A 21,277-nucleotide genomic window follows, 5' to 3' on the forward strand; every position below is an offset into this window, starting at 1 on the left:
ATGCGAGCAGGCTCAGGTTGCAACCGGATCGGGCTGCGGGTCCGCCCGTTCCGGTTCCGGCGGAAACGAGAGCGCGCTGGAAATATTGTGAACCCCGACATCGGCCGGCTTCTGATCGGGCCCCTCATCGGCCACCAGGGCAGCAACACGCTCCAGCGCCGAGAGAATCATCGCCTGCTCCCAGTTCGAAATCGTGTCAAACGCGCTTGAAAACCGCTGGTGCAGCGGATCAGGCGCGGAATGCAGCGCGGCCACCCCGGCTTCGGTCAACGACACCCAGTATTTGCGACGGTCACTCTCGCTGCGCCGGCGCCGCAGATAACCGAGCTGGGCCAGCTTCTCGATCAGCGCGGTCGCACTCGCGGGGGCAACGCCCGCACGCGTGGAAATCCCCTTGGGGGTGATTTCCTTGGCATCCTCGATAATCCGCAGGACCAGCAACTGTGCCGTGGTCAGGCCTGTGGCGCGCGCCAGCGCGCGGTCGTTGCGTTCCGCCGCGCCTAACACGCGACGCAGGGCCAGCAGGCAGCTTAGCGCGCGATCTTCCATGTCAATCCAGCCATTTCGCCATAGCGCACAAGTTTCCTCCATCCGCCGGATCGGTGCAAATGATTTTTCAGATTCCGAACCATTTCACCAACATCAATCGAAAATTTCGTTCCAATTTTAAATCATAATTGTCCAGCATATATACCGTATACATTTTTATTCTATTATTTTCAATAGGTTATCATTAGGCCTCGGAGCGTTAGAAATTAAATTACTTCGCTATTGAAAACATTCTCTCAATCCCTATTGTTAGTCGCGCATAGGAACTGAGGATGCCATGAGCTTGAACATTATCGGTAGCAACACATCCAGGCGGAGATCCGAAGCGCTCACCCTGAGGACACCGGAACCACAGGATGGATCGAATATCTGGCAACTGATCCGGGATTGCGGACCGCTCGACGACAACTCGATGTACTGCAATCTCCTGCAATGCGATCACTTCGCCGAGACCTGTGTCGTGGCCGAACTCGACAACGAGATCGTGGGGTGGATATCCGCCTACCTGCTGCCGGCAGAACCAGACACCCTTTTCGTGTGGCAAGTCGCCGTGGCCGAGAAGGCGCGCGGGATGGGCGTCGCCAAGAAGATGCTGTCGCATCTGCTGGCACGCGCCTGCTGCGCCGACGTCTCGAGCCTGAAGACCACCATTACCCGCGACAACAAGGCCAGCTGGGCGCTCTTCAACGGCTTCGCGGACAAGATGGACGCACCGCTCGCATCCACCGCGCATTTCGAGCGCGACGAGCACTTCGAAGGACGTCACGACACCGAATATATGGTGACGATCGGCGCTTTCGGCGACCGCAAGGTTGCCGCCGCCTGATGCTTTGACATCGCGCCCTTTCCCCTGAATCCAGATTTATCGAGGTTTCCATGAACACCTTTTCGACGGACGCTACAGCCGTGTTCAACAGGCGTGAATCGGAAGCGCGCAGCTACTGCCGCAGCTTCCCGACCGTCTTTGCCAGTGCCCGCAACGCGACGCTGACCACCAGCGACGGACGCGATTACATCGACTTTCTGGCAGGCTGTTCGACCCTCAATTACGGCCACAACGACCCGGACATGAAGGCCGCGCTGATCGACTACATCGCTGCAGATGGCGTCGCGCACGGTCTCGACATGCACACGCATGCCAAGGCCGCTTTCATCGAGACGTTCGAACGGCTCGTGTTGAAGCCGCGCGGGATGGACCACAAGATCATGTTCACCGGCCCGACCGGCACCAATGCCGTCGAAGCGGCGATGAAGCTCGCTCGCAAGGTCACCGGACGCCAGACGATCATCGCGTTCACCAACGGCTTCCACGGCATGACGATGGGCGCGCTCAGCGCGACGGGCAACGCGGCCAAGCGGGCGGGCGCCGGCGGCGCATCGCTCGCCGGCACCGCGCGGATGCCCTACGAGGGCGCGTTCGGCGCGGACGCCGACACGTTGGCGCAGATCGAGACCATGCTCGACAATCCCTCCAGCGGCATCGACGCTCCCGCCGCCTTCATCGTCGAGCCGGTTCAGGGCGAAGGCGGCCTGAATGCGGCTTCGAAAAAGTGGATGCAGGGCATTGCGCGTATTGCCCGCAAGCATGGTGCCCTGCTCATCGTCGACGACATCCAGGCGGGTGTCGGGCGCACCGGCACGTTCTTCAGCTTCGATGATTACGGCATCGTGCCGGACATGATCCCGATGGCCAAGTCGCTGTCGGGCATGGGGCTTCCCATGGCCGTGCTGCTGATCAAGCCGGAACACGACATCTGGGCGCCGGCCGAGCACAACGGAACCTTCCGCGGCAACAACCATGCTTTCGTCACGGCGCGCGTGGCGCTGGAGAAATTCTGGTCGGATGACAGCTTCGCGGCCAGCGTGCGCAAAAAAGGCGACTTCCTTGAAAAGCGCCTCACGGCAATGGCCGATGAGCTGTTGTCGGGCGCCAGCCTCAAGGGCCGCGGCATGATGCGCGGCATCGATGTCGGCTCGGGCGAGCTTGCCGGCAAGATCTGTGCGGAGTGCTTCCGCAATGGCCTGATCATCGAGACATCCGGCGCGCACGACGAGGTCGTCAAGGTTCTCGCGCCACTGACCATTCCGATGGAGCAGCTCTCCGCCGGTCTCGACATTCTGGAAAATTCAATCGCCGCCAACGTTGCGCCCATGCGCGTCGCTGCCGAGTAAGGAGACACCATGATCGTTCGCGATTTTCACGAGCTCAAGAACACCGATCGCACCGTTGCCGACGCACGCTGGACATCCACACGCCTGCTTCTGGCCGGCGACTCGATGGGCTTCAGCTTCCACATCACAGTGATCGAGGCCGGTTCCGAGCACACGTTCCACTACAAGAACCATTTCGAGAGCGTCTACTGCATCTCGGGCACGGGTTCGATCAAGGAACTCGACAATGGCAAGACACATGAGATCCGGCCCGGCGTGATGTACGCCCTCGACCAGCATGACAGGCACACGCTGCGAGCCAACGAGGAGCTTGTGCTTGCCTGCTGCTTCAATCCGCCCGTCACCGGCACGGAAGTCCATCAGGCCGACGGATCCTACGCCCCCGCCCCTGCCGAGGTCGCGTAGTCCGATCCGTCAACAGCCGCGGTTCGAACGACCGCACCGAAGATCAGGAAATGGCGCGCCTCCGGGCGCGCCGCACGAAGGCATTTCATGAGTACGCATACAGTCGAAAAGATCGGCGGCACGTCTATGAGCCGGTCCGACGAATTGATCGACACCCTGTTTCTCGGCGGACGCGAAGACGCTGATATCTACAATCGCGTCTTCGTAGTGTCCGCCTATGGCGGCATCACCAACCTCCTGCTGGAAGACAAGAAGACAGGGGCGCCCGGCGTCTATGGTCTGTTCGCCGCCTCCGACAGCAGCAGTGCCTGGAGCGATGCGCTTGACCGGACCCTGCAGGCGATGACGGAGGTGCATAACCGCCTTCTGGAACATCCCGCCGACCGACGCACGGCGGATGATTTCACCCGCGAGCGGATCGAAGGCGCACGCAGCTGCCTGATCGACCTGAACCGCCTGTGCTCCTATGGCCATTTCCAGCTCGACGAACACATGACGACGATCCGCGAGCTGCTTTCCGGCCTCGGCGAAACGCATTCCGCCCATACGACATCGCTCATGCTGCAGCGGCGCGGCGTCAACGCCCGCTTCATCGATCTCACCGGATGGCGCGACGAACGGCAGCCGACGCTCGACGAGCGCATCGAAGAGGGCATGCGCGATGTCGATCTGTCGAGCGAACTGCCGATCGTCACCGGCTATGCCCAGTGCCGCGAAGGCCTGATCCGCCTTTATGACCGCGGCTATTCCGAGGTCACGTTCGCGCGCATCGCGGCGGCCACCGAGGCCAAGGAGGCAGTGATCCACAAGGAGTTTCACCTCTCCAGCGCCGATCCGAAGATCGTCGGCACCGACGCCGTGCGCAAGATCGGACAGACCAACTTCGACGTCGCCGACCAGTTGTCCAACCTCGGCATGGAAGCGATCCATCCGCGCGCGGCCAAGACACTGCGTCAGGCCGACATTCCCCTCCGGGTGGCAAACGCTTTCGAACCGGCGGATCCGGGCACGTTGATCGATGCCGATCTCAGCGGCGAGGCCCGCGTCGAGATCGTCACCGGCCTGGACGTGCTGGCGCTGGAGGTGTTCGAACAGGACATGGTCGGGGTGAAGGGGTATGACGCCACCATCCTGAAGGCACTGACGCGCCACTCGGCGCGCATTGTCTCCAAGCATTCGAACGCCAATACCATCACGCACTATGTCGACGCGTCCCTGAAAACGGTACGCCGTGTCGAGCACGAGATCACGGAAGCCTACCCTTCGGCGCGCATTCACATCCAGAAGGCGGCATTGGTCAGTGCGGTGGGGCGCAATCTGAAGGATGTTTCGGTCGGCTTGCGCGGCCTGACGGCGCTGGATGAAGCGGGGATCACCCCGATCGCCGTTCAGCAGAGCGGGCGTGCCGTCGACGTTCAGTTCGTCGTCGCATCCGACCAGAAGCAGGATGCGATCCGGGCGCTGCATGGTGCCCTGGTCGAGGCGACCGATGGTGCCGCCTGGGAGGCGCAGGAACGCAGCGCCTCCGAAAACAAGCTGCGGTCAGCGGCCTGAGCTGCTGGCACTACCGCTCACCGCTCTGTCTGAATGGGGCGGCAACGAGAATTGGAGAAGGGGTCCATGCTGCCGCATGGACCCCTTTTTCATACGGCCAGGAAACCGCCATCAACCGGCAAAACCGCGCCTGAAACAAAGCCCGCATCGGCCGACAGAAGAAGACAGATCGCCCGGGCCACATCCTCTACTTCGGCAAAGCGCCCGCTTGGATGGCGCATCAACATCGGATCGCTCTTGGAAGGATCGCTCCAGGCGGCAGCCGCGAGTTCCGTCATTGTCACGGTCGGTGCGAGCGCGTTCACCCGGATGCCATGAGGCCCCAGTTCCTTGGCCATCACGCGCGTTGCGCCTTCCAGGCCCGCCTTGGAGGCCGCGTAACAAACATGGTCGGGAAAGCCGCGATGACCGGCGATGCTGGTGACATTGGCGATCGCGCCGCCCCCTCCGGCCGCAATCCGCGCTTTTGCGAATTCCTGGGCGCAGACCAGCGCGGCGCGCAGGTTGATCCCCATGACGGCCTCGTATCCCTCCTCCGTCATGTCGAGAACGCTTTCCAGCACATTGGTGCCGGCGCAATTGACGAGGTGGTCGCAAGGCCCCGCCTCACGCATCACCGCGCGCGCAGCCGCCGTGTCGGCGAGATCGACGGCAATGCCACGGCAGCCGGCTTCTGAATGCAGGCTGTCCAGATCGGATTGTGTCCGACTGAGAGCAACGACGTCGGCCCCGCGTTCCGCCAGCATGAGCGCCGTCGCACGGCCGATCCCCTTGCCCGCGCCGGTAATGATGACCGATGTGCCTGAGAAGTTCATCGCCGGTCTCCTGAGATGATGCGATGCGCGTTGTCGAACCGGGCGGTCAACGGGCGCGGATGCGCTTTTCGCTGGCCCGGTCAAAGAGGTGAACGTTCGCCGGATCGATGACGAAGCCGATTTCCTCGCCCGGCTTCGCCCGGATGCGATCCTTGACCACCGCATCGATCAGATCCTTGCCGGCTCTGGCAAAAACCTGCGTCTCGGCGCCCGTGGGTTCGACAACGACGACGTTCACCGGAATGCCCTGAGATCCAATGGAAATGTGCTCGGGGCGGATGCCGCAGGTGACCTCCTGACCGTCGCTGACATCGACGTCAGGGATCGGCAGCTCCAGGCCGCTGTCGGAGACGAAGCGCGGCTTGCCCCCGTCGACCGAGATCCGGCCGTGAATAAAGTTCATCGCGGGAGACCCGATAAAGCCGGCGACGAAAACGTTGTCCGGATTGTCGTAGAGATCGAGCGGAGCACCGATCTGCTCCACCCGGCCGTCACGCATCACCACGATCTTGTCGGCCATGGTCATGGCCTCGATCTGGTCGTGGGTGACGTAGACGATGGTGGTCTTCAGGCGCTGGTGCAGCTCCTTGATCTCCACGCGCATGGTGACACGCAGCTTGGCGTCCAGGTTCGACAGGGGTTCGTCGAAGAGAAAGACGCGCGGATCGCGGACGATGGCGCGGCCCATGGCGACGCGCTGGCGCTGGCCGCCGGAAAGCTGCTTGGGAAAGCGGTCTAGCAGATGCGTGAGGTCGAGGATCTCGGCTGCCTTCTGGACCTTCTCCCGGATCTCGGCGGCGGGGCGCTTCGCCATCTTGAGCGGAAAGCCGATATTGTCGAAGACGGTCTTGTGCGGGTAGAGCGCGTAAGACTGGAACACCATCGCGATGTCGCGCTCCTTCGGCGCCACGTCGTTGACGACGCGCCCGCCGATGGAGATCTCCCCTGCGGAGATAGCCTCCAGCCCCGCGAGCATCCGCAACAGTGTGGACTTGCCACATCCGGACGGCCCAACGAGAACGACGAACTCGCCATCCTCGATATCGACGCTCACGCCATGCATCACCTGATGGGCGCCGTAGCGCTTGATGACATTGTTGATCTGGACGTCGGCCACGAGAGGGCTCCTTAACTGGGCATCACGATCTGCATCTTCACGTCGGCCGGCGGCGCGGAGGCCGCGACGTCGAAGGCGCGCACGCTTTCATCGAAGTCGAAGGTCCGGGTGATGAGCGGCTTCACGTCGATCGCCCCCGACGCGAGCATGGCGACGCAGCGCGGGAAGACGTGGGCGTAGCGGAAAATGTTCTCCACCCGCGCCTCGCGCACCATCGCGGCCCCCGCGTCATAAGAAATGGGATCGGGCTGGCCGCCGATCATGACCACGCAGCCTCCTGGCGCCAGCGGCTGGAAGATCTGCGCTGCCGCCTTGGGCGAACCTGTCGCCTCAAAGACCACGTCCGCGCCCCAGCCGTCCGTCTCCTTCATGACGCGGGCAAAGAGATCCCCCGTCACGGCGTTGACGCCGGTGATGGCCGGATTGAGGCTTTCCGCAATCTCCAGTTTCTTGTCGGACAAATCACTGACGAAGACACGGGCGCAGCCGGCCGCGAGCGCGGAGAGCACCGTAACCAGGCCGATCGGACCAGCGCCCATCACGACCGCAATGTCGCCGGGCTTGATGCGGGCCTTGGTGGCGGCGTGAACGCCGACAGCGAGCGGCTCGACCATCGCCGCTTCTGCAAACGAGACAGCGTCGGGAAGCTTGAACGTGAAGGCTTCAGGGTGGACGCAGGTGGGCCGCAGAATGCCGTGAACCGGCGGGGTCGCCCAGAAACGCACAGCCGGATCCACATTGTAGATACCGAGCCGCGTCGCCTTTGAATTGGGATCGGGAATGCCCGGCTCCATGCAGACCCGGTCGCCGACCTTGAGGCTTTGCACACCTGAACCGGTCTCGATCACGGTGCCGGAAGCCTCGTGTCCGAGGATCATCGGTTCGTTGACGACGAAATGCCCGATACGACCATGGGTGTAATAGTGGATGTCCGATCCGCAGATGCCCACCGTGTGCAGCTTGATGCGCACGTCGAGGGGGCCGAGCACGTCTTCCTCGCGGTCGATTGCGGGGAAGTCGCGAAGCGAAAGCTCGTTTTTCTTTTCCAGAACCAGTGACTTCATTGCATTACCCTTTCGCGATGACGATGGCTGCGATCGCCATCGCGATGACATTGGAAATCCAGATCGAGAGGCCGGCCGGCTCCATAAAGCGGAACCAGAAGAGCGACAGCGCGATCCAGATCACGACCGAGATGAAACAGCGGTCGAAGGCGTTGGTCTCGATCGGCAGGAAGCCGCGGGATCCCGACGGCGGCGGCGCGTTGTCCTCAAGCACGTCGATGGGCGTGTCGATATCGTCGAGTTTGTGGTTCATCGCGCTATCCCTTCACCGCGCCGAAGGTCAGGCCGGTGACGATGTGGCGCTGCACCAGACCGAAGACGATGAGCGCCGGGATGAGGGTGAAGACCGAGATCGCGGCCATGATTCCCCATTCCGTGCCGGTGGTGGTGACGTATTCCGACAGGCCCGTCGTCAGGGTGCGTGCGCTGAAATTGGTGAGCGTGGCGGCGAGCAGATATTCGTTCCAGGCAAAAACCCAGGTGAGGATCAGCGTCACCGCAAGGCCAGGCCTACACAGCGGGAAGACCACTTCCGTGATCACCTTGAAGGGGCTCGCCCCGTCCATGTAGGCGGCCTCGTCCAGCTCCTTCGGGATACCGTCCAGCGTCGGGCGCAGCGTCCAGATCGCGAAGGGCAGGTTGAAGGTGCAATAGACCAGGATCATGCCGATGCGCGTATCGAGGAGCGTGAAGTCGCCGATCCGGTAGACCTGCGTCATCAGCAGGAACAGCGGCAGCAGGAACACCGCCGGCGGCGCCATGCGGTTGGTGATCGTCCAGAAGAAGATGCTCTCCTTGCCCGGCAGGTCGAAGCGCGAGAGCGCATAGCAGGCGAGGAAACCGAGCGTCGTGCACAGAACCGCGTTGCCCGACGAAATCACCAGCGAGTTGACCATGTAGCCGCGCAGGGTGCGGTCGTTCAGAACGTCAATGTAGTTCTGCCAGTAGAAGCTCTTCAGGATGATGTCCGGGGTGGAGAAGAGGTCCACGGCCGGCTTCACCGAAATGACGAACAGCCAGTAGATCGGAAAGAGCGTGAGGAAGCTCACCGCGATCCAGAAAAGGAGATAGAGCCAAGGGTGCCGGCGTTTCATCGCATCATCCCTTCCCGGTGTTGCGCGGGGCGAGCATGCCTACATAGAGCAGCCAGCACACCACGATGGTCAGGTAGAGCACGATGACGGAAATGGCCGAGCCGTAGCCGTAGTTCGTGCGCGGGAAGACTTCCTTGAAGATATGAACACCCACATAGCGGGTGGCCGCTCCCGGACCGCCGCCGGTGAGCATCAACACCTCGTCGACGGTGCGCAGCGCATCCATCAGGCGGATGAAGACCGTAGCGAGCACGGCGGGCGCGATCATCGGCAGGGTAACGTGCCAGAAGATCTGCCGTTTGCCGGCGCCATCGATCTGCGCCTGCTCGAAGGGATCTTGCGGCAGCGAGACCAGAGCCGCGATGAGGCTCAGCGTCACGAGCGGGGTCCAGTGCCAGACGTCCATGACCACCGTGACGATGAAGGCGGCCGCAGCACTCTGTCCGATGTTGAGATCGAAGCCGAACCAGCTGTCGAGCAGGTTGGGGATGATGCCGATGGACGGTGTGGTCATCAGCTTCCACACGGACCCGACAATGATCGGCGCCATGATAAGGGGCAGAGTGTGGATCGTGCGGAAGAAGCCCTTGCCGGGAAAGTCCTTCATGAAGGCCTGGGCGAGCATGTATCCAAGCACCAGTTCCGAAATGACCGCGAAGAAAACAAAGCTCACGGTCGCGCCGAGCGAGGCCAGGAAGGCTTCGTCGAAGACCAGGCGGCGGAAGTTCTCCGCACCGTTGAAGATCATGTCCGGATTGGCGGCGAAGGGGTTCCACTGGTGGAAGGAAACCCAGACCACGTAGAAGAACGGCACGACGCCGAAAAGACCGAGGACGAGCAGCGTCGGGGCGAGCAGAAGCCAGCCCAGCCTGTTCGAATGCATCGATTGATCCTCCCACATCGCGAACGCACGCTCGCGACGGCAGATGCTTGTTCTGGTTGAGATTGAAGCCGGGGCCACGGGCCGCGCCAGGAATAAGGCGCGGCCCGCAAGCGTTCGACCTACTCGCGGTAGCCGAGGGTCTGAAGTTCTTCCTCTGCCTTCGCGGCCATCTGGTCGAGGCCTTCATCCGGGCCAAGATCGCCGGTGAGGACCTTGTAGAGGATCTGCGCGGTCGCCTCGCGGACCTGGGCATGGAAGGGATACGGGGGCGCGCCGCGGAAGAGCTTTCCGTCCTCGCGCATCATCGTGTAGTAGCCGCCCAGTTCCTTATCGAGCGCCTTGACCTTCGGCGTGTCATACGTGGATGTCAGTGTGATACGCGATGCGGCCGCCGCCCAGTCTTCCTGGATTTCGGGCAACGCGAGGAACTGCAGGAACAGCAGCGCCGCTTCCTCGTTCTTGGAGGTGACCGGAGTGCCGAAGGCTCCGCCGTCGTAGTAGCCGATATAGCCCTTGCCGCTTTCGGCATCCGCCATCACGCCGTCTTCCAGCGGCGGCAACGCGACGCCCACCTTGCCGACGACGCGCGACTTGTTCTTGTCGGACGCGATCCAGGCGGCGTTCTCGCCGTAGACCAGCCCTTGCGCGGCACGGCCCGCGGCGAAGGTAGTGGCAACCTCCGTCCAGGTGGACTGAACCGATTCCGGCGGCGCGAGATCGCGCATCTCAAGCCACCACTTGAGCGCGGCCTTGGCTTCGGGCGAATTCATCGAGCCGCCGTGGGCAACGGTCGCGGCGTAGTTCTTGTCCGGGTTGATGCCCCAGTTGTAGACGCCGTAGGTGGGCGCGACGGACTCGAAGAATTCGTACCACGAGGCCGGATGGCCAGTATGGGCTTGCGCCGTGGTGCCCCACAGCTTCATGTCGTGATCCTTGCCCCACTTGGTGAAGAAGCGGGCGATCTCGGCGTATTCGGCGTGGGTCTTGGCGGGGACAAGATCGTGGCCCGTCTCCTTCTTGAAGGCGGCCTTGACCTTCGGATCGTTGAAGAGATCCGTGCGATAGAGGTAGACCTTGATGAAGGCCTCCATCGGCATGCCGAAAAGGTCGCCGTCCTTGCCGCGGAAGTTGTCAGCAAAGGAGGTCAGGTTGGCCTCATCGAAATTTGCGGCCTTCAGATCCGGGTGCGCCTTCAATTCGGCGGTGAAATCGACCAGGAAGTCGCGGGCGAGATAGGCGTAGACGATATCCTGCTCGATGAAGACCATGTCATAGATGCCGGTCTTGGCCTCCATGTCCTTGATGGCCTTGTCGTACATCTGATCCCAGGAGGTGGTCTCGATCTCCACCCGGATGCCCGTCAAGTCCTCGAATGCCGGAGCAAGGACGTCGGAGATGTAGTTGGACGGCGGCGTCGCCTCGGTCACGCCGCGCAACGTCACGCCATCGAACTTGGCACCGGCGTTCTTCCACCAGTCGGGATGTCCAACCTTGATATCCTGCGCGAAGGCGGAGCCCACCGCAAGCATGAGCGCCAGCGCGGATGCGCCGAGCTTGACAGATAAATTCATGAGATTCCTCCCGGATTTTTCTGCGAGACGGCGGCGCCTGTGGCACCATCCTCCAGATCCGTCTCTCATGACGTTACAAATGTATAATAATCAATGCAACTGTTTTATCCATTTGTGTGTATAGATTTACAAATGTAAGATCGGGCGATGCGACCGGCTCCGCGCAAGGGGCGCGCTTCGCGCAAAACGATAGGGCGACAAAGTCCAATCCGTCGGGAGGCGGGCAGAGGGTGAATTCAAGGGACAAGCACATGCCCCAGGACGGGCGGGACGAGAGCGAGGCTCTCGTGAGTGAGGTTTGCTGGCATTACTATGTCAACGAGATGACCCAGGCCGAGGTCGCCAAGACGCTCGGGCTGACGCGGCTGCGCGTCAATCAGGCGATCCAGCGCGCCAAGTCACTCGGCATGGTGAAGGTAAGCATCGAGTCCCCCTTCCTGGCGCGCATCGAACTGCAAGAGGAAATCAAGGAGCGCTTCGGCCTCGAAAAGGCGCTGGTGGCGCCGGCAAACCGTGAGGCCTACGACTATCACGTCTCTGTCGGAGCGGCGCTCGCCAGCTATCTGAGCGAGCGCGTCGCCGCCAACGACTGGAAACTCGTCGGCGTCTCCTGGGGCATGACCCTGCAAAGCGCGATCCGCCGCCTGCCGAAGCAGTTGCGGCCCGATCTCGAGATCGTCTCGATGATCGGCGGCAGCACCAAGGGCGCGTCATTCAACTCCTTCGCGATCGCCTCCGGCTTCGCGGAACGTTTCGGGGCGAACTATTCGATCCTGGCGGCCCCGATCTATCTGTCGCGCGATATCGATCCCAATGTGTTTCTGGCACCCGAGATATTCGGCGATCATTTCCGCAAGCTAAGCCATCTCGACGCGGCCGTTCTGGTCGCCGGCGACGTTTCGGACCGCTCCTATCTGGTCTCGACGGGCGTTCCGGGTGAAGTGAGCCAGGAAGAGCTCATAGCTCACGGCGCGGTCGGCGACGTGCTCGGACGGTTCCTCGACAGCGAGGGCAACACGATCGCCCACCCTCTCAACGATCGGACCATCGGCGTCGATCTGGAAACGGTAAAGCGCATTCCGGAAAAGATCCTCGCCGCGGCGGGACATCACAAGATCTCCATCATCCGCGCCGCAATGAAGCGCGGGCTCGTCAGCACACTGATCACCGACGATGTCACCGCCCAGCTGTTGCTCGAGGCCGATTGATGGTGCGTGAGAAGAGCAAGGCCCTCATCCTCGACTTCGACGGCGTTGTGGTCGACAGCGAGGTCATCGCCCTGGCAGAGCTGCAAGCCTGTCTGGCGGAATTCGGCATCGAACTGCAGCTCGGCGAGATGATCGCTCGGTTTCTGGGCGCCTCGTTCGAGAGTATCGAGGCATTCGTGCACGATACCACCGGCCGCATGCCGGACGCCTCCTTTCGGGAAGGATGGTACGCGCGGCTGTTTGCGCGTTATTCCCGCGAATTGCGCATCATGCCCGGCGTTTTGAGCGTCCTCGATCGTCTTGACGACCGCGAATACCCCTATTGCATCGCCTCGGGCAGCTCCTGTCGACGCCTCGACTTCGCGCTCAAGACTGTCGACCTGAGCGAGCGCTTCGCCGGCCGGGCCTACAGCGCGGATTCGGTCGAACACGGAAAACCCGCCCCGGATCTTTTCCTTTTTGCCGCCAGGAAGATGAACGTCCGGCCGGAAGACTGTCTTGTCGTGGAGGATGCCGGCGCCGGGGTATCGGCAGCAATCGGCGCCGGCATGCGGGTCGTCGGCTTCGTTGGCGGGCGACACCTCACCAATCATCGAGAGGAACACGCGGCACGTCTCAGGACAGCAGGCGCGGCAGATGTGGTAACGCGGTTCGACGATCTTCTTCAGATCGCGGACGCATCTGCATGAAACAGGGGGCGGTGCATGTTTCTGGGTCTTGATCTCGGTACGAGCGGACTAAAGGGGCTCATAATTCGCGACGACCAATCCGTCGTCGCCTCCGCGACAGCGCCGCTTGAGATCTCGCGTCCGAAGTCGGGATGGTCGGAGCAGGATCCGCAGGACTGGGTTGACGCGCTCGTAGCCGTGCTCGATGTGCTCAGGACCCAGATTTCGTTCGACCGGATTTCCGGGATCGGGCTGTCGGGACAGATGCACGGCGCCACGCCGCTCGATCACGCGGGAAACGTGCTTCGCCCCTCCATTCTCTGGAACGACACCCGCGCCGAAGCCGAAGCCGGGCGGATGGACAAAGACCCGGTCTGGCGCTCGGTATCGGGTAATATCGTCTTTCCGGGATTTACCGCCCCGAAACTGGCCTGGATGAAGGCGCACGAACCGCACCTGTTCGAAGCGACGCGTATGGTCCTGCTGCCCAAGGACTATCTCCGGTTCTGGCTGACGGGCGAATTCGTGAGCGAGATGTCGGACGCGGCCGGTACCAGCTGGCTCGATACGGGTAAGCGGGACTGGTCTGACGTGCTTCTGGGTGCCTGCGGGATGGACCGCAGTCAGATGCCGCGACTGGTGGAGGGGTCCGAAGCCTCGGCCTGCCTGAAGGCCGACATCGCGGCGCGTTGGGGATTTGCGAAAGACGCCGTTGTCGCCGGCGGAGCCGGCGACAACGCGGCATCCGCCGTGGGCGCCGGGCTTACGAAAGCGGGAGAGGGTTTTGTCTCACTGGGGACCTCCGGAGTGGTGTTCGTCGCCAATGATGCCTATGCGCCGGCCCCCGAAACCGCGGTTCACACCTTCTGTCACGCATTGCCGGACCGTTGGCATCAGATGGGCGTCGTTTTGTCGGCAAGCGATGCGCTCGCCTGGTTCGCCCGTCTTCTTGAGGCAGACCCTTCCGTCCTGGCCAGCACTCTGGGCGATCTGAGTGCGCCCGGACGCGCGCTCTTCCTGCCCTATCTCGGCGGTGAGCGTACGCCGATCAACAATGCCAGCGTGCGCGCGGCGTTTCTCGGGCTGGAGCATTCCAGCGACCGGACAACGACCACACGCGCTGTTCTGGAAGGCGTCGCCTTCGCCCTGCGCGACAGCCTGGAAGCCATCAGGGAAACCGGCACCGACGTTACCAGTCTGGTGGCCATCGGCGGGGGAAGCCGATCGGACTACTGGCTGCAGGTGCTGGCCTGCGTCCTCAGGATCCCGATCGATGTGCCGGCCGGTGGCGAGTACGGCGCCGCGCTCGGATGCGCCCGGCTTGGCATGATGGCGGCAACCGGTGCGGGGGCGGACATAGCGACCCGCCCGAAAATAGCGCGCACCATCGAGCCGGTGGCGGAACTCGGCAGCGCCTTCGAGGCCGGCTATGCCCGCTATGCGCAGGCACGAGAAATGCTGGCCGCGCTTTCCTGAAAACAAGGGATATCGAACGCATGCGGGCGACGAGCGCCTGCTTGCACCATCACAGCGAGGGAGGAAGTACGTTGGCAGAGAGCTTGAAAGGAAAAGTGGCGCTGATCACCGGAGCCGCCTCCGGCATCGGTTTGGCAACGACGGAAGCATTGATCGCCGCGGGCACCGTCGTCGTTCTCGCCGATCGCGACGAGGCCGCGCTCAAGTCCGTTTGTGCCCGCCTGGGGGACAACGCACACCCCCTCGTTACCGATCTGCTCGATGTCGAGAGCTGCGCCCGAATGATTCCGGGCGCCGTGGACCTGGTGGGCCATATCGACATTCTGCACTGCAATGCCGGAAGCTACATCGGTGGAGACCTGATCGACACCGATACGGCAACGATCGACCGCATGCTCAATCTGAACGTCAACGCCGTCATGAAGAACGTCCGCGACGTGCTCCCCCACATGATCGAACGCAAGACGGGGGACATCCTGGTGACGGCTTCCGTGGCCGGTCACATGCCGATCCAGTGGGAACCGGTCTATTCCGGATCGAAGTGGGCGATAACCTGCTTCGTCCAGACCATGCGGCGCCAATTGAAGGGCCACGGCATCCGGGTGGCGCAGGTATCTCCCGGCCCGGTCGCCAGCGCGCTTCTTGCCGACTGGCCGGAAGAAAATCTCCGCAAGGCGAAGGAAACGGGCAGCCTGCTCGAACCGGCGGAAATCGCCGATGCGGTGATCTACATGCTCTCGCGGCCGCGCAACGTCACGATCCGCGACATGATCGTGCTGCCGACGAATTTCGATATCTGAGCCGATCGGCTCCGGCGATATCGAGACAATGCGCGCTTTGCCTTTTCAGCGCTGCTAGGCAGATCGCCACTTGCCGGACAGAGAACGAGACGATCGTCGTCGGCTCCTTCTCTGTCGTTTGCTCTGGAACTTTGCGAAGTACCGCCTTCACCGCCCTGCCCCGCCGCTTGGCTGTAACGTGGTCATCGCCCGCACACAGCCAGTCGATCACGTTTCACGAGCAATTCAAGCAATCAAATGAAGCTTGGAATAACAAAAATATATTTGAACAAATTGCATGAAGTTCGGATGAGTAAAATACATAAGGGCAAATAATACAATTGCATTACATGCGTATAATTACAAATAACATATGACTTGTGAAATAATATTGCATTTATAGTTCAGAGCTAAAATCGCTACGCAGCAAGACACGCAGAGATTTCAAGCCCTGTTCATGAACCCATTCAAGAGTGCACTCACCAACCGGCCACCGCGACGCGGCGGTCTGGCGCTCCCCATGATCCTGATTGCAGGCATGTGCGCGGCCGGGCTCGCGGTGCTCTCGCTTGGCCAGCTCATTTCACACCTCTCGTCCGCTGGCGGGACCACCGTGTCGCTGCTGAGTGCGGCAATCGGATTGAGCGCCTTGTGCCTGGGCTATGCGATTGGTCAATACCGCATCGAGAACCGCCAAGACGAGATGAACACCATTCGAGAGCGTCTCGAACTGCAGACATCGTCCATCGGCCGGCTGGCGGAAGAGGCACAGGATGCACGCTCTACCCTGCTGGACGCCATTGAAAGCACGCAGGAGGGATTTTCGATCTTCGACGATCGGGACCGGCTTGTATTGTGCAACGCTCCTTTTCGCGCGCTCTACTCGGAAGTGGATCTGGAGATCGCGCCCGGCGTAGCCTTTCGCGATATCATCCGCGCAGCCGCGCAGGCCGGCACCTACGGGCCGATCGATGACATCGAGCATTTTGTCGCCAACCGCGTAAATCGACGCCGTGACCAGTCCTGCGCCGCTGTCGAGGAAGGCCTGGCAGACGGACGCTGGATCCAGATCTCCAACCGCCGCACGCGCACCGGCGGCATTGTGAACGTGCTTACCGACATCACCGAGGCCAAGACCCGCGAGAGTGCCCTTTCCGACGCTTACACACGCCTCGAACGTCAGGCAGCAACGCTGGAAGCCCAGGCCTTCCGCACAGAAGAGCTTGCGAGCGCGGCACAGCGCGCCAACCGCGCAAAATCAGAATTCCTGGCCATGATAAGCCATGAGATCCGCACTCCGATGAATGCTGTCATGGGCTACTGTCAGCTCTTGCGCGATAGCGAGCTCGATGACGAACAGCGGCTTTTTTCCGATGGCATTGACGAAGCCGCCCAGAATCTTCTGGCACTGGTCAATGACATTCTGGACATCTCGCGTCTTGAGAGCGGCCGGATGGAACTGCGCCCGAGCGAATTCAATCTCGAGGCGATGCTCGAGCGCTTGCTGAACATCGCACGCGTCCTTACTGCGGAAAAGCCGATCGAGTTGCGCCAGTCCTTCGCGCGCGATCTGCCCGATGTCATTCACGCGGATCGCGACCGTCTCCACCAGATCGTCCTCAACCTGCTCGCCAATGCAGTCAAGTTTACCGAAACGGGATGTGTGGAGCTCGTCGCCGGACGCAACAGATGCGAGGACGGAGACAGGCTGTATTTCGAAATTCGCGACACAGGCATCGGCATCCCGTCCAGCGACGTACACCGGCTATTCGACGCATTCGAGCAGGGCAGGCAAGAAGCCGACAAGGGCCTCGCCGGCTCAGGCATGGGGCTGGCAATCTGCAAACGGCTCGCGGACCTGATGGGGGGAGCCGTCTCCCTGTGCGAACGCCCCGGTTACACGACCACCTTCCGGCTCGACATTCCTCTGGTTGTCACCGAAGAGAGTCCGGCATACGCCGCCGACATGAAGGGTTTCCAGGCGCACGCCCCGGATATGTCCCCCCAAACATTGCGCATCCTGGTCGCCGAGGACACGCCGGCAAGCCGCGTGATCGTCACCAAGATGCTTGAACGCAACGGCCACACCGTACACGCCGTCGAAGACGGTCAAGAGGCGCTCGACGCCATCCGAAACGAGCACTTCGATCTGGTGATCCTCGATATACAAATGCCGAGGCTCGACGGCTTCGCAACGGCGATGATGATGCGCAGATTGCCAGCACCAACAAACACCATCCCCATATTCGCCCTGACAGCACAGGCCCATACGGAAAGCCGCGAACGCGCCGCGCGGGCCGGGTTCGACGACTATCTGGTCAAACCCTTGCGGCAATCCGACCTGGACACTGCCGTGAACTCGATCGTGCCTTCATCGTCGCGCGTCGCAGACGGGTCCGTATCCACGACAACCTATCGCTCAGCCGCGAGCGCAAGCCCCCTCCGAAAGGCCAGATCCATGGCCTTCGAACACCCCCACATCGACAACACGACCTTGCGAGAACTCAGGAACGCGGTGGGTGCGGAGACATTCGCGGACCTTTTGAACAAGCTCCGCGGCAACACGGAGTCCTACATGGACACTCTCAAAATCGCGCTTGAGGAGAGCGACCTCCCGACCATACGCACGGAGGCTCACAGATGCGCGGGATTGTTCGCCCAGTTCGGGTTGGACGACATCACCGCCCTCGCCCGTAAAGTGGAAGACGTACCGGATAGCGAAAAGGCAGAATACGCCAACAAGTTGCACGCCTCCCTGCACCTGGTTCTCGGGTTGCTGGATGATGGCAGTCTTCGACGCGCAGCAGAATAGAGGTGGTGACCTTGCGTGTACCGCACGAACGCGCCCTCCATTCCGATAAATACATATAGAGTATATACATACGTATTAATATTTATGACGGTAAATACATCGCATTAATTATTATTTAAACGATATAATGCACAAGTATTACAAACAAAATTACAAACTTATCTTTGCGTCGCCTTCGCGCAGATGTCAAACAAAACGCCCAGACAAAATTGTGTATGAAGAATAAATGCTGATAATAAATCTTCCCGAACATCTGGATATAGAGGCGGCATCTGACCTCAAGGCGACGTTGACCGCCGAAGACGGCGGAGATCGCGCCGTTTGTGTCAATGCGCAACAGGTCTCCCGCGTGGGCACTGCCTGCATTCAGGTTCTTTTGTCTGCGGGCCGCTCGTTGAGCACCGAGGGACGTACCTTCACCATCAATGCTCCGTCGCCGGCCTTTTTGGCCGCATGTGCGGATCTGGGCCTTGTCGAAGAATTGCAGCGCTGGAGCACCGATTAAATGGGCAAGCGGATTTTGACCGTCGACGATTCCAAGACCATGCGCGACATGGTGCGTTTCACGCTCAGTGGCGCGGGTTTCGAGGTCGTGGAAGCCGAGGATGGCGTCAAAGCGCTCTCGCTTCTGGACGGTACTCGTGTCGATCTGATCATCACCGACATCAACATGCCCAATATGGACGGGGTCACGTTGGTGAAAAAGGTGCGGGCCGGAACGAGCCACCGTTCCATTCCCATCCTCATCCTGACGACCGAGGGCGGCGATCAGAAGAAGGCTGAAGGCCGCGCGGCCGGAGCTACCGGCTGGATCATCAAGCCATTCGCCCCGGAGAAGCTGCTTCAGGTCGTCAACAAGGTCTGCCCGTCGAGCTGACGCCAGGAGGACAGAACCATTGAACTCCGATCGCCCCGACACCGACGAATTCGCGCAGTTTCGCCAGACCTTCTTCGAGGAATGCGCGGAATTGCTTTCCGCGCTCGAAGAGCATCTCGCCGATCTTCAGGAGCGCGCCGGCGATACAGAAGAACTGAACGCGATCTTCCGGGCCGTCCATTCGATCAAGGCCGGTGCAGGCGCCTTCAATTTCACTCGGCTCGTCTCATTTTCCCACACCTATGAAACCCTTCTCGATGCCTTGCGCGATGGACAGGTCCACCAGAGCGAGGCGGTGACCGCAGCTCTGGTACGGGCCGCCGACGTGTTGGCGACGTTGGTGGAGGCGGCCCAAGAGGGGCGCGAGCTTGCCGCCGATTTCGGCGAAGCCGAGGGAGCGGAACTCGCCGCACTTCTCCAGCAGGCGGGGCTGGCCCGGCACACTGATACTCCCGCCCCGGATGCGGTGTCCGCAGTTACAGACGACACGTCGGCAAAGAGCGCTTCAACGCGCTATTCCATCCGGTTTGCGCCGTTCCCGGAACTGTTTCGTCACGCGAACGAACCACTTCTGCTGATCCGGGAACTCATGCGGCTCGGCGACGTCGCGGTCACATGCGACACCAGCCGCCTGCCCAACCTCGGCGCCCTAGAACCGGAAGACGCCTACCTCGCCTGGGATATCGAGATCGAGACAGACCGCCCGCTTGCCGATCTGCGCGAGGTCTTCGAATTCGTAGACGAGGATTGCGACCTGGTCATCGCCCCAGAGGCACATCTGCCGGTGGCCGAGCCGATCGACGATGAAGAAAGCGGCACAGCAACAATGCCGGCCGAAGCCACGCAGACGGTTCCCCACCCGCATCTCGCAACGACATCGCAGCTCCCAGCTTCGACAGCGGAGACTGGGGGTGCCGGACAGGCTGCGGTCAATCAGAAAAGTGCCGGCGTGACCTCCATTCGCGTCGATCTGGCCCGTGTGGACCGGCTGGTCAATGTGGTCGGAGAGCTGATCATCGCCCAATCGATGCTGGTCCAGCAATCCCACTCGGATGCAGGCGACACGCCGCAGCTCACCACGACGCAGGGTTTCGACGAAATCGCAACACTGACGCGTGAATTGCAGGAATGCGTCATGGCGATCCGCATGCAGCCGGTCAAATCCGTGTTCGCGCGCATGCCCCGTATGGTGCGCGACATCTCCGCCAAGCTCGGCAAGAAAGTGCGGCTCGTTACCGCCGGCGAGCAGACCGAGGTCGACAAGACGGTCATCGAGGAACTGGCAGATCCGTTGACGCACATGATCCGAAACGCTGTCGACCACGGCATCGAACCGCCGGAAGTTCGCCTAGCGGACGGCAAGCCGGAACAAGGCACCGTGCGCCTGACCGCCAGCCACGCCGGTGGCAACATCCGCATCGAGTTGACCGACGACGGCGCTGGTATCAGTCGCGAAAAGCTCTTCGCGAAGGCAGTGGAAAAGGGCCTCATCGCGCCGGATGCAAAGATATCCGACGAGGAAATCGATGATTTGATCTTCGCACCGGGTTTTTCCACGGCAGCCGCCGTGTCCGATGTGTCCGGACGCGGCGTCGGCATGGACGTCGTGCGGCGCAACATTGTCAATCTCGGCGGACGCATCGCCATGCGTTCCGAGGCGGGAAAAGGCACCCGCTTCACCTTGAGCATCCCGCTCACGCTGGCGGTACTCGACGGTATGCTCGTGGCTGTCGGACGGGAGAAATACATTCTTCCCCTGACGAGTATCGTAGAGAGCTTCAAGCCGGACCCCGCCCATGTGCGCGCTCTGACCGGCGGCGGCGAGGTGGTTTTCATTCGCGGCGAGTACATCCGCCTCATCCACTTGAGCCGGATCTTCGGCGTCAGCGAAGCCATACCCAACGCCTGGGACGGCCTCGTCGTGCTGGTCGAGAGCACCAACAACAACAAGATCGGGATCGTCGTCGACGAGCTGATCGGCCAGCAACAGGTCGTGATCAAGAGCCTGCACGACAATTTCGAACCCATTCCCGGCATATCCGGCGCCACCATTCTGGGCGACGGCCGCGTGTCACTGATCCTCGACGTCGAACAATTGCGCCGCATGCCGGATCACGTCAGCGGGCGCCGAGAGCGCGCGTCCGCGCCCTGCTCCGACACCGGGAGCGCTCCAATACCCTCACCCGAAGCTGAAGCTCCCCTCGCCGCTCTGGCGTGAGCGAAACGGAGGATT

The 21,277-nt window shown here is 61.6% G+C and carries 20 protein-coding genes; 12 read left to right on the forward strand and 8 right to left on the reverse strand.

Annotated elements, in window-relative coordinates; translation table 11 throughout:
• Window positions 1-12 precede the first annotated feature (12 nt).
• Entirely contained in the window at window positions 13-549 is a 537-nt protein-coding gene (locus C8N35_RS22045; protein WP_107991904.1) for a MarR family winged helix-turn-helix transcriptional regulator, read from the reverse strand.
• 277 nt (window positions 550-826) lie between these two features.
• On the opposite strand from C8N35_RS22045, the gene ectA reads away from it, so the two are divergent.
• The 4 genes from ectA to C8N35_RS22065 all read left to right on the forward strand — a co-directional run bounded on the left by ectA (window position 827) and on the right by C8N35_RS22065 (window position 4,680).
• Complete coding sequence (ectA, locus tag C8N35_RS22050) at window positions 827-1,375, forward strand: diaminobutyrate acetyltransferase (protein ID WP_107991905.1); 549 nt, start codon at window positions 827-829, stop codon at window positions 1,373-1,375.
• 50 nt (window positions 1,376-1,425) lie between these two features.
• Window positions 1,426-2,721 (forward strand): diaminobutyrate--2-oxoglutarate transaminase, encoded by a 1,296-nt coding sequence (ectB, locus tag C8N35_RS22055; protein WP_107991906.1) that lies wholly within the window; start codon window positions 1,426-1,428, stop codon window positions 2,719-2,721.
• Between the two features lie 9 nt (window positions 2,722-2,730).
• Window positions 2,731-3,126: an ectoine synthase gene (locus tag C8N35_RS22060; RefSeq protein ID WP_107991907.1), complete on the forward strand. Its 396-nt coding sequence runs from the start codon at window positions 2,731-2,733 to the stop codon at window positions 3,124-3,126.
• 87 nt (window positions 3,127-3,213) lie between these two features.
• Entirely contained in the window at window positions 3,214-4,680 is a 1,467-nt protein-coding gene (locus tag C8N35_RS22065; RefSeq protein ID WP_107991908.1) for an aspartate kinase, read from the forward strand.
• Between the two features lie 89 nt (window positions 4,681-4,769).
• Here the strand turns inward: C8N35_RS22065 and C8N35_RS22070 are convergent, their stop codons facing one another.
• From C8N35_RS22070 to C8N35_RS22100, 7 genes are all read right to left on the reverse strand, one after another.
• Entirely contained in the window at window positions 4,770-5,495 is a 726-nt protein-coding gene (locus C8N35_RS22070) for an SDR family oxidoreductase (RefSeq protein ID WP_107991909.1), read from the reverse strand.
• Between the two features lie 46 nt (window positions 5,496-5,541).
• Window positions 5,542-6,612 (reverse strand): ABC transporter ATP-binding protein, encoded by a 1,071-nt coding sequence (locus C8N35_RS22075; protein WP_107991910.1) that lies wholly within the window; start codon window positions 6,610-6,612, stop codon window positions 5,542-5,544.
• 11 nt (window positions 6,613-6,623) lie between these two features.
• Entirely contained in the window at window positions 6,624-7,676 is a 1,053-nt protein-coding gene (locus tag C8N35_RS22080) for an NAD(P)-dependent alcohol dehydrogenase (protein WP_107991911.1), read from the reverse strand.
• A 4-nt stretch (window positions 7,677-7,680) separates the two neighbouring features.
• Window positions 7,681-7,929, reverse strand: coding sequence for a DUF2160 family membrane protein (locus tag C8N35_RS22085; protein ID WP_107991912.1), 249 nt, complete (start codon window positions 7,927-7,929; stop codon window positions 7,681-7,683).
• 4 nt (window positions 7,930-7,933) lie between these two features.
• Entirely contained in the window at window positions 7,934-8,770 is an 837-nt protein-coding gene (locus tag C8N35_RS22090; RefSeq protein WP_107991913.1) for a carbohydrate ABC transporter permease, read from the reverse strand.
• A gap of 4 nt (window positions 8,771-8,774) precedes the next feature.
• A complete protein-coding gene (locus tag C8N35_RS22095; RefSeq protein WP_107991914.1) occupies window positions 8,775-9,653 on the reverse strand; it encodes a carbohydrate ABC transporter permease in 879 nt (292 codons plus the stop codon).
• Window positions 9,654-9,772: 119 nt separating this feature from the next.
• Window positions 9,773-11,224 carry an extracellular solute-binding protein gene (locus C8N35_RS22100; RefSeq protein ID WP_107991915.1) on the reverse strand — a complete coding sequence of 484 codons (1,452 nt, stop codon included), beginning with the start codon at window positions 11,222-11,224 and terminating at the stop codon, window positions 9,773-9,775.
• 251 nt (window positions 11,225-11,475) lie between these two features.
• Here C8N35_RS22100 and C8N35_RS22105 point away from each other — a divergent pair, with 251 nt between their 5' ends.
• The 8 genes from C8N35_RS22105 to C8N35_RS22140 all read left to right on the forward strand — a co-directional run bounded on the left by C8N35_RS22105 (window position 11,476) and on the right by C8N35_RS22140 (window position 21,262).
• Entirely contained in the window at window positions 11,476-12,432 is a 957-nt protein-coding gene (locus C8N35_RS22105; RefSeq protein ID WP_107991916.1) for a sugar-binding transcriptional regulator, read from the forward strand.
• On the forward strand, window positions 12,432-13,121 hold the full coding sequence (locus tag C8N35_RS22110) for an HAD family hydrolase (protein WP_107991917.1): 690 nt from the start codon (window positions 12,432-12,434) through the stop codon (window positions 13,119-13,121). Before C8N35_RS22105 ends, C8N35_RS22110 begins: the two co-directional genes overlap by 1 nt.
• Window positions 13,122-13,136: 15 nt before the next feature.
• Complete coding sequence (xylB, locus tag C8N35_RS22115; RefSeq protein WP_107991918.1) at window positions 13,137-14,576, forward strand: xylulokinase; 1,440 nt, start codon at window positions 13,137-13,139, stop codon at window positions 14,574-14,576.
• A gap of 71 nt (window positions 14,577-14,647) precedes the next feature.
• Window positions 14,648-15,376 carry an SDR family oxidoreductase gene (locus C8N35_RS22120; RefSeq protein WP_107991919.1) on the forward strand — a complete coding sequence of 243 codons (729 nt, stop codon included), beginning with the start codon at window positions 14,648-14,650 and terminating at the stop codon, window positions 15,374-15,376.
• A gap of 499 nt (window positions 15,377-15,875) precedes the next feature.
• The gene (locus tag C8N35_RS22125) at window positions 15,876-18,167 is read left to right on the forward strand and encodes an ATP-binding protein (RefSeq protein WP_170122217.1); all 2,292 of its coding nucleotides are present in this window, start codon (window positions 15,876-15,878) and stop codon (window positions 18,165-18,167) included.
• 226 nt (window positions 18,168-18,393) lie between these two features.
• Window positions 18,394-18,672, forward strand: coding sequence for an STAS domain-containing protein (locus C8N35_RS22130; RefSeq protein ID WP_107991921.1), 279 nt, complete (start codon window positions 18,394-18,396; stop codon window positions 18,670-18,672).
• Window positions 18,673-19,044: a response regulator gene (locus tag C8N35_RS22135; RefSeq protein ID WP_107991922.1), complete on the forward strand. Its 372-nt coding sequence runs from the start codon at window positions 18,673-18,675 to the stop codon at window positions 19,042-19,044.
• A gap of 19 nt (window positions 19,045-19,063) precedes the next feature.
• On the forward strand, window positions 19,064-21,262 hold the full coding sequence (locus C8N35_RS22140; protein WP_107991923.1) for a chemotaxis protein CheA: 2,199 nt from the start codon (window positions 19,064-19,066) through the stop codon (window positions 21,260-21,262).
• Window positions 21,263-21,277: the final 15 nt, after the last annotated feature.

The organism is Breoghania corrubedonensis (genome assembly GCF_003053845.1).
In the GTDB taxonomy this organism is placed as follows: Bacteria; Pseudomonadota; Alphaproteobacteria; order Rhizobiales; family Stappiaceae; genus Breoghania; species Breoghania corrubedonensis.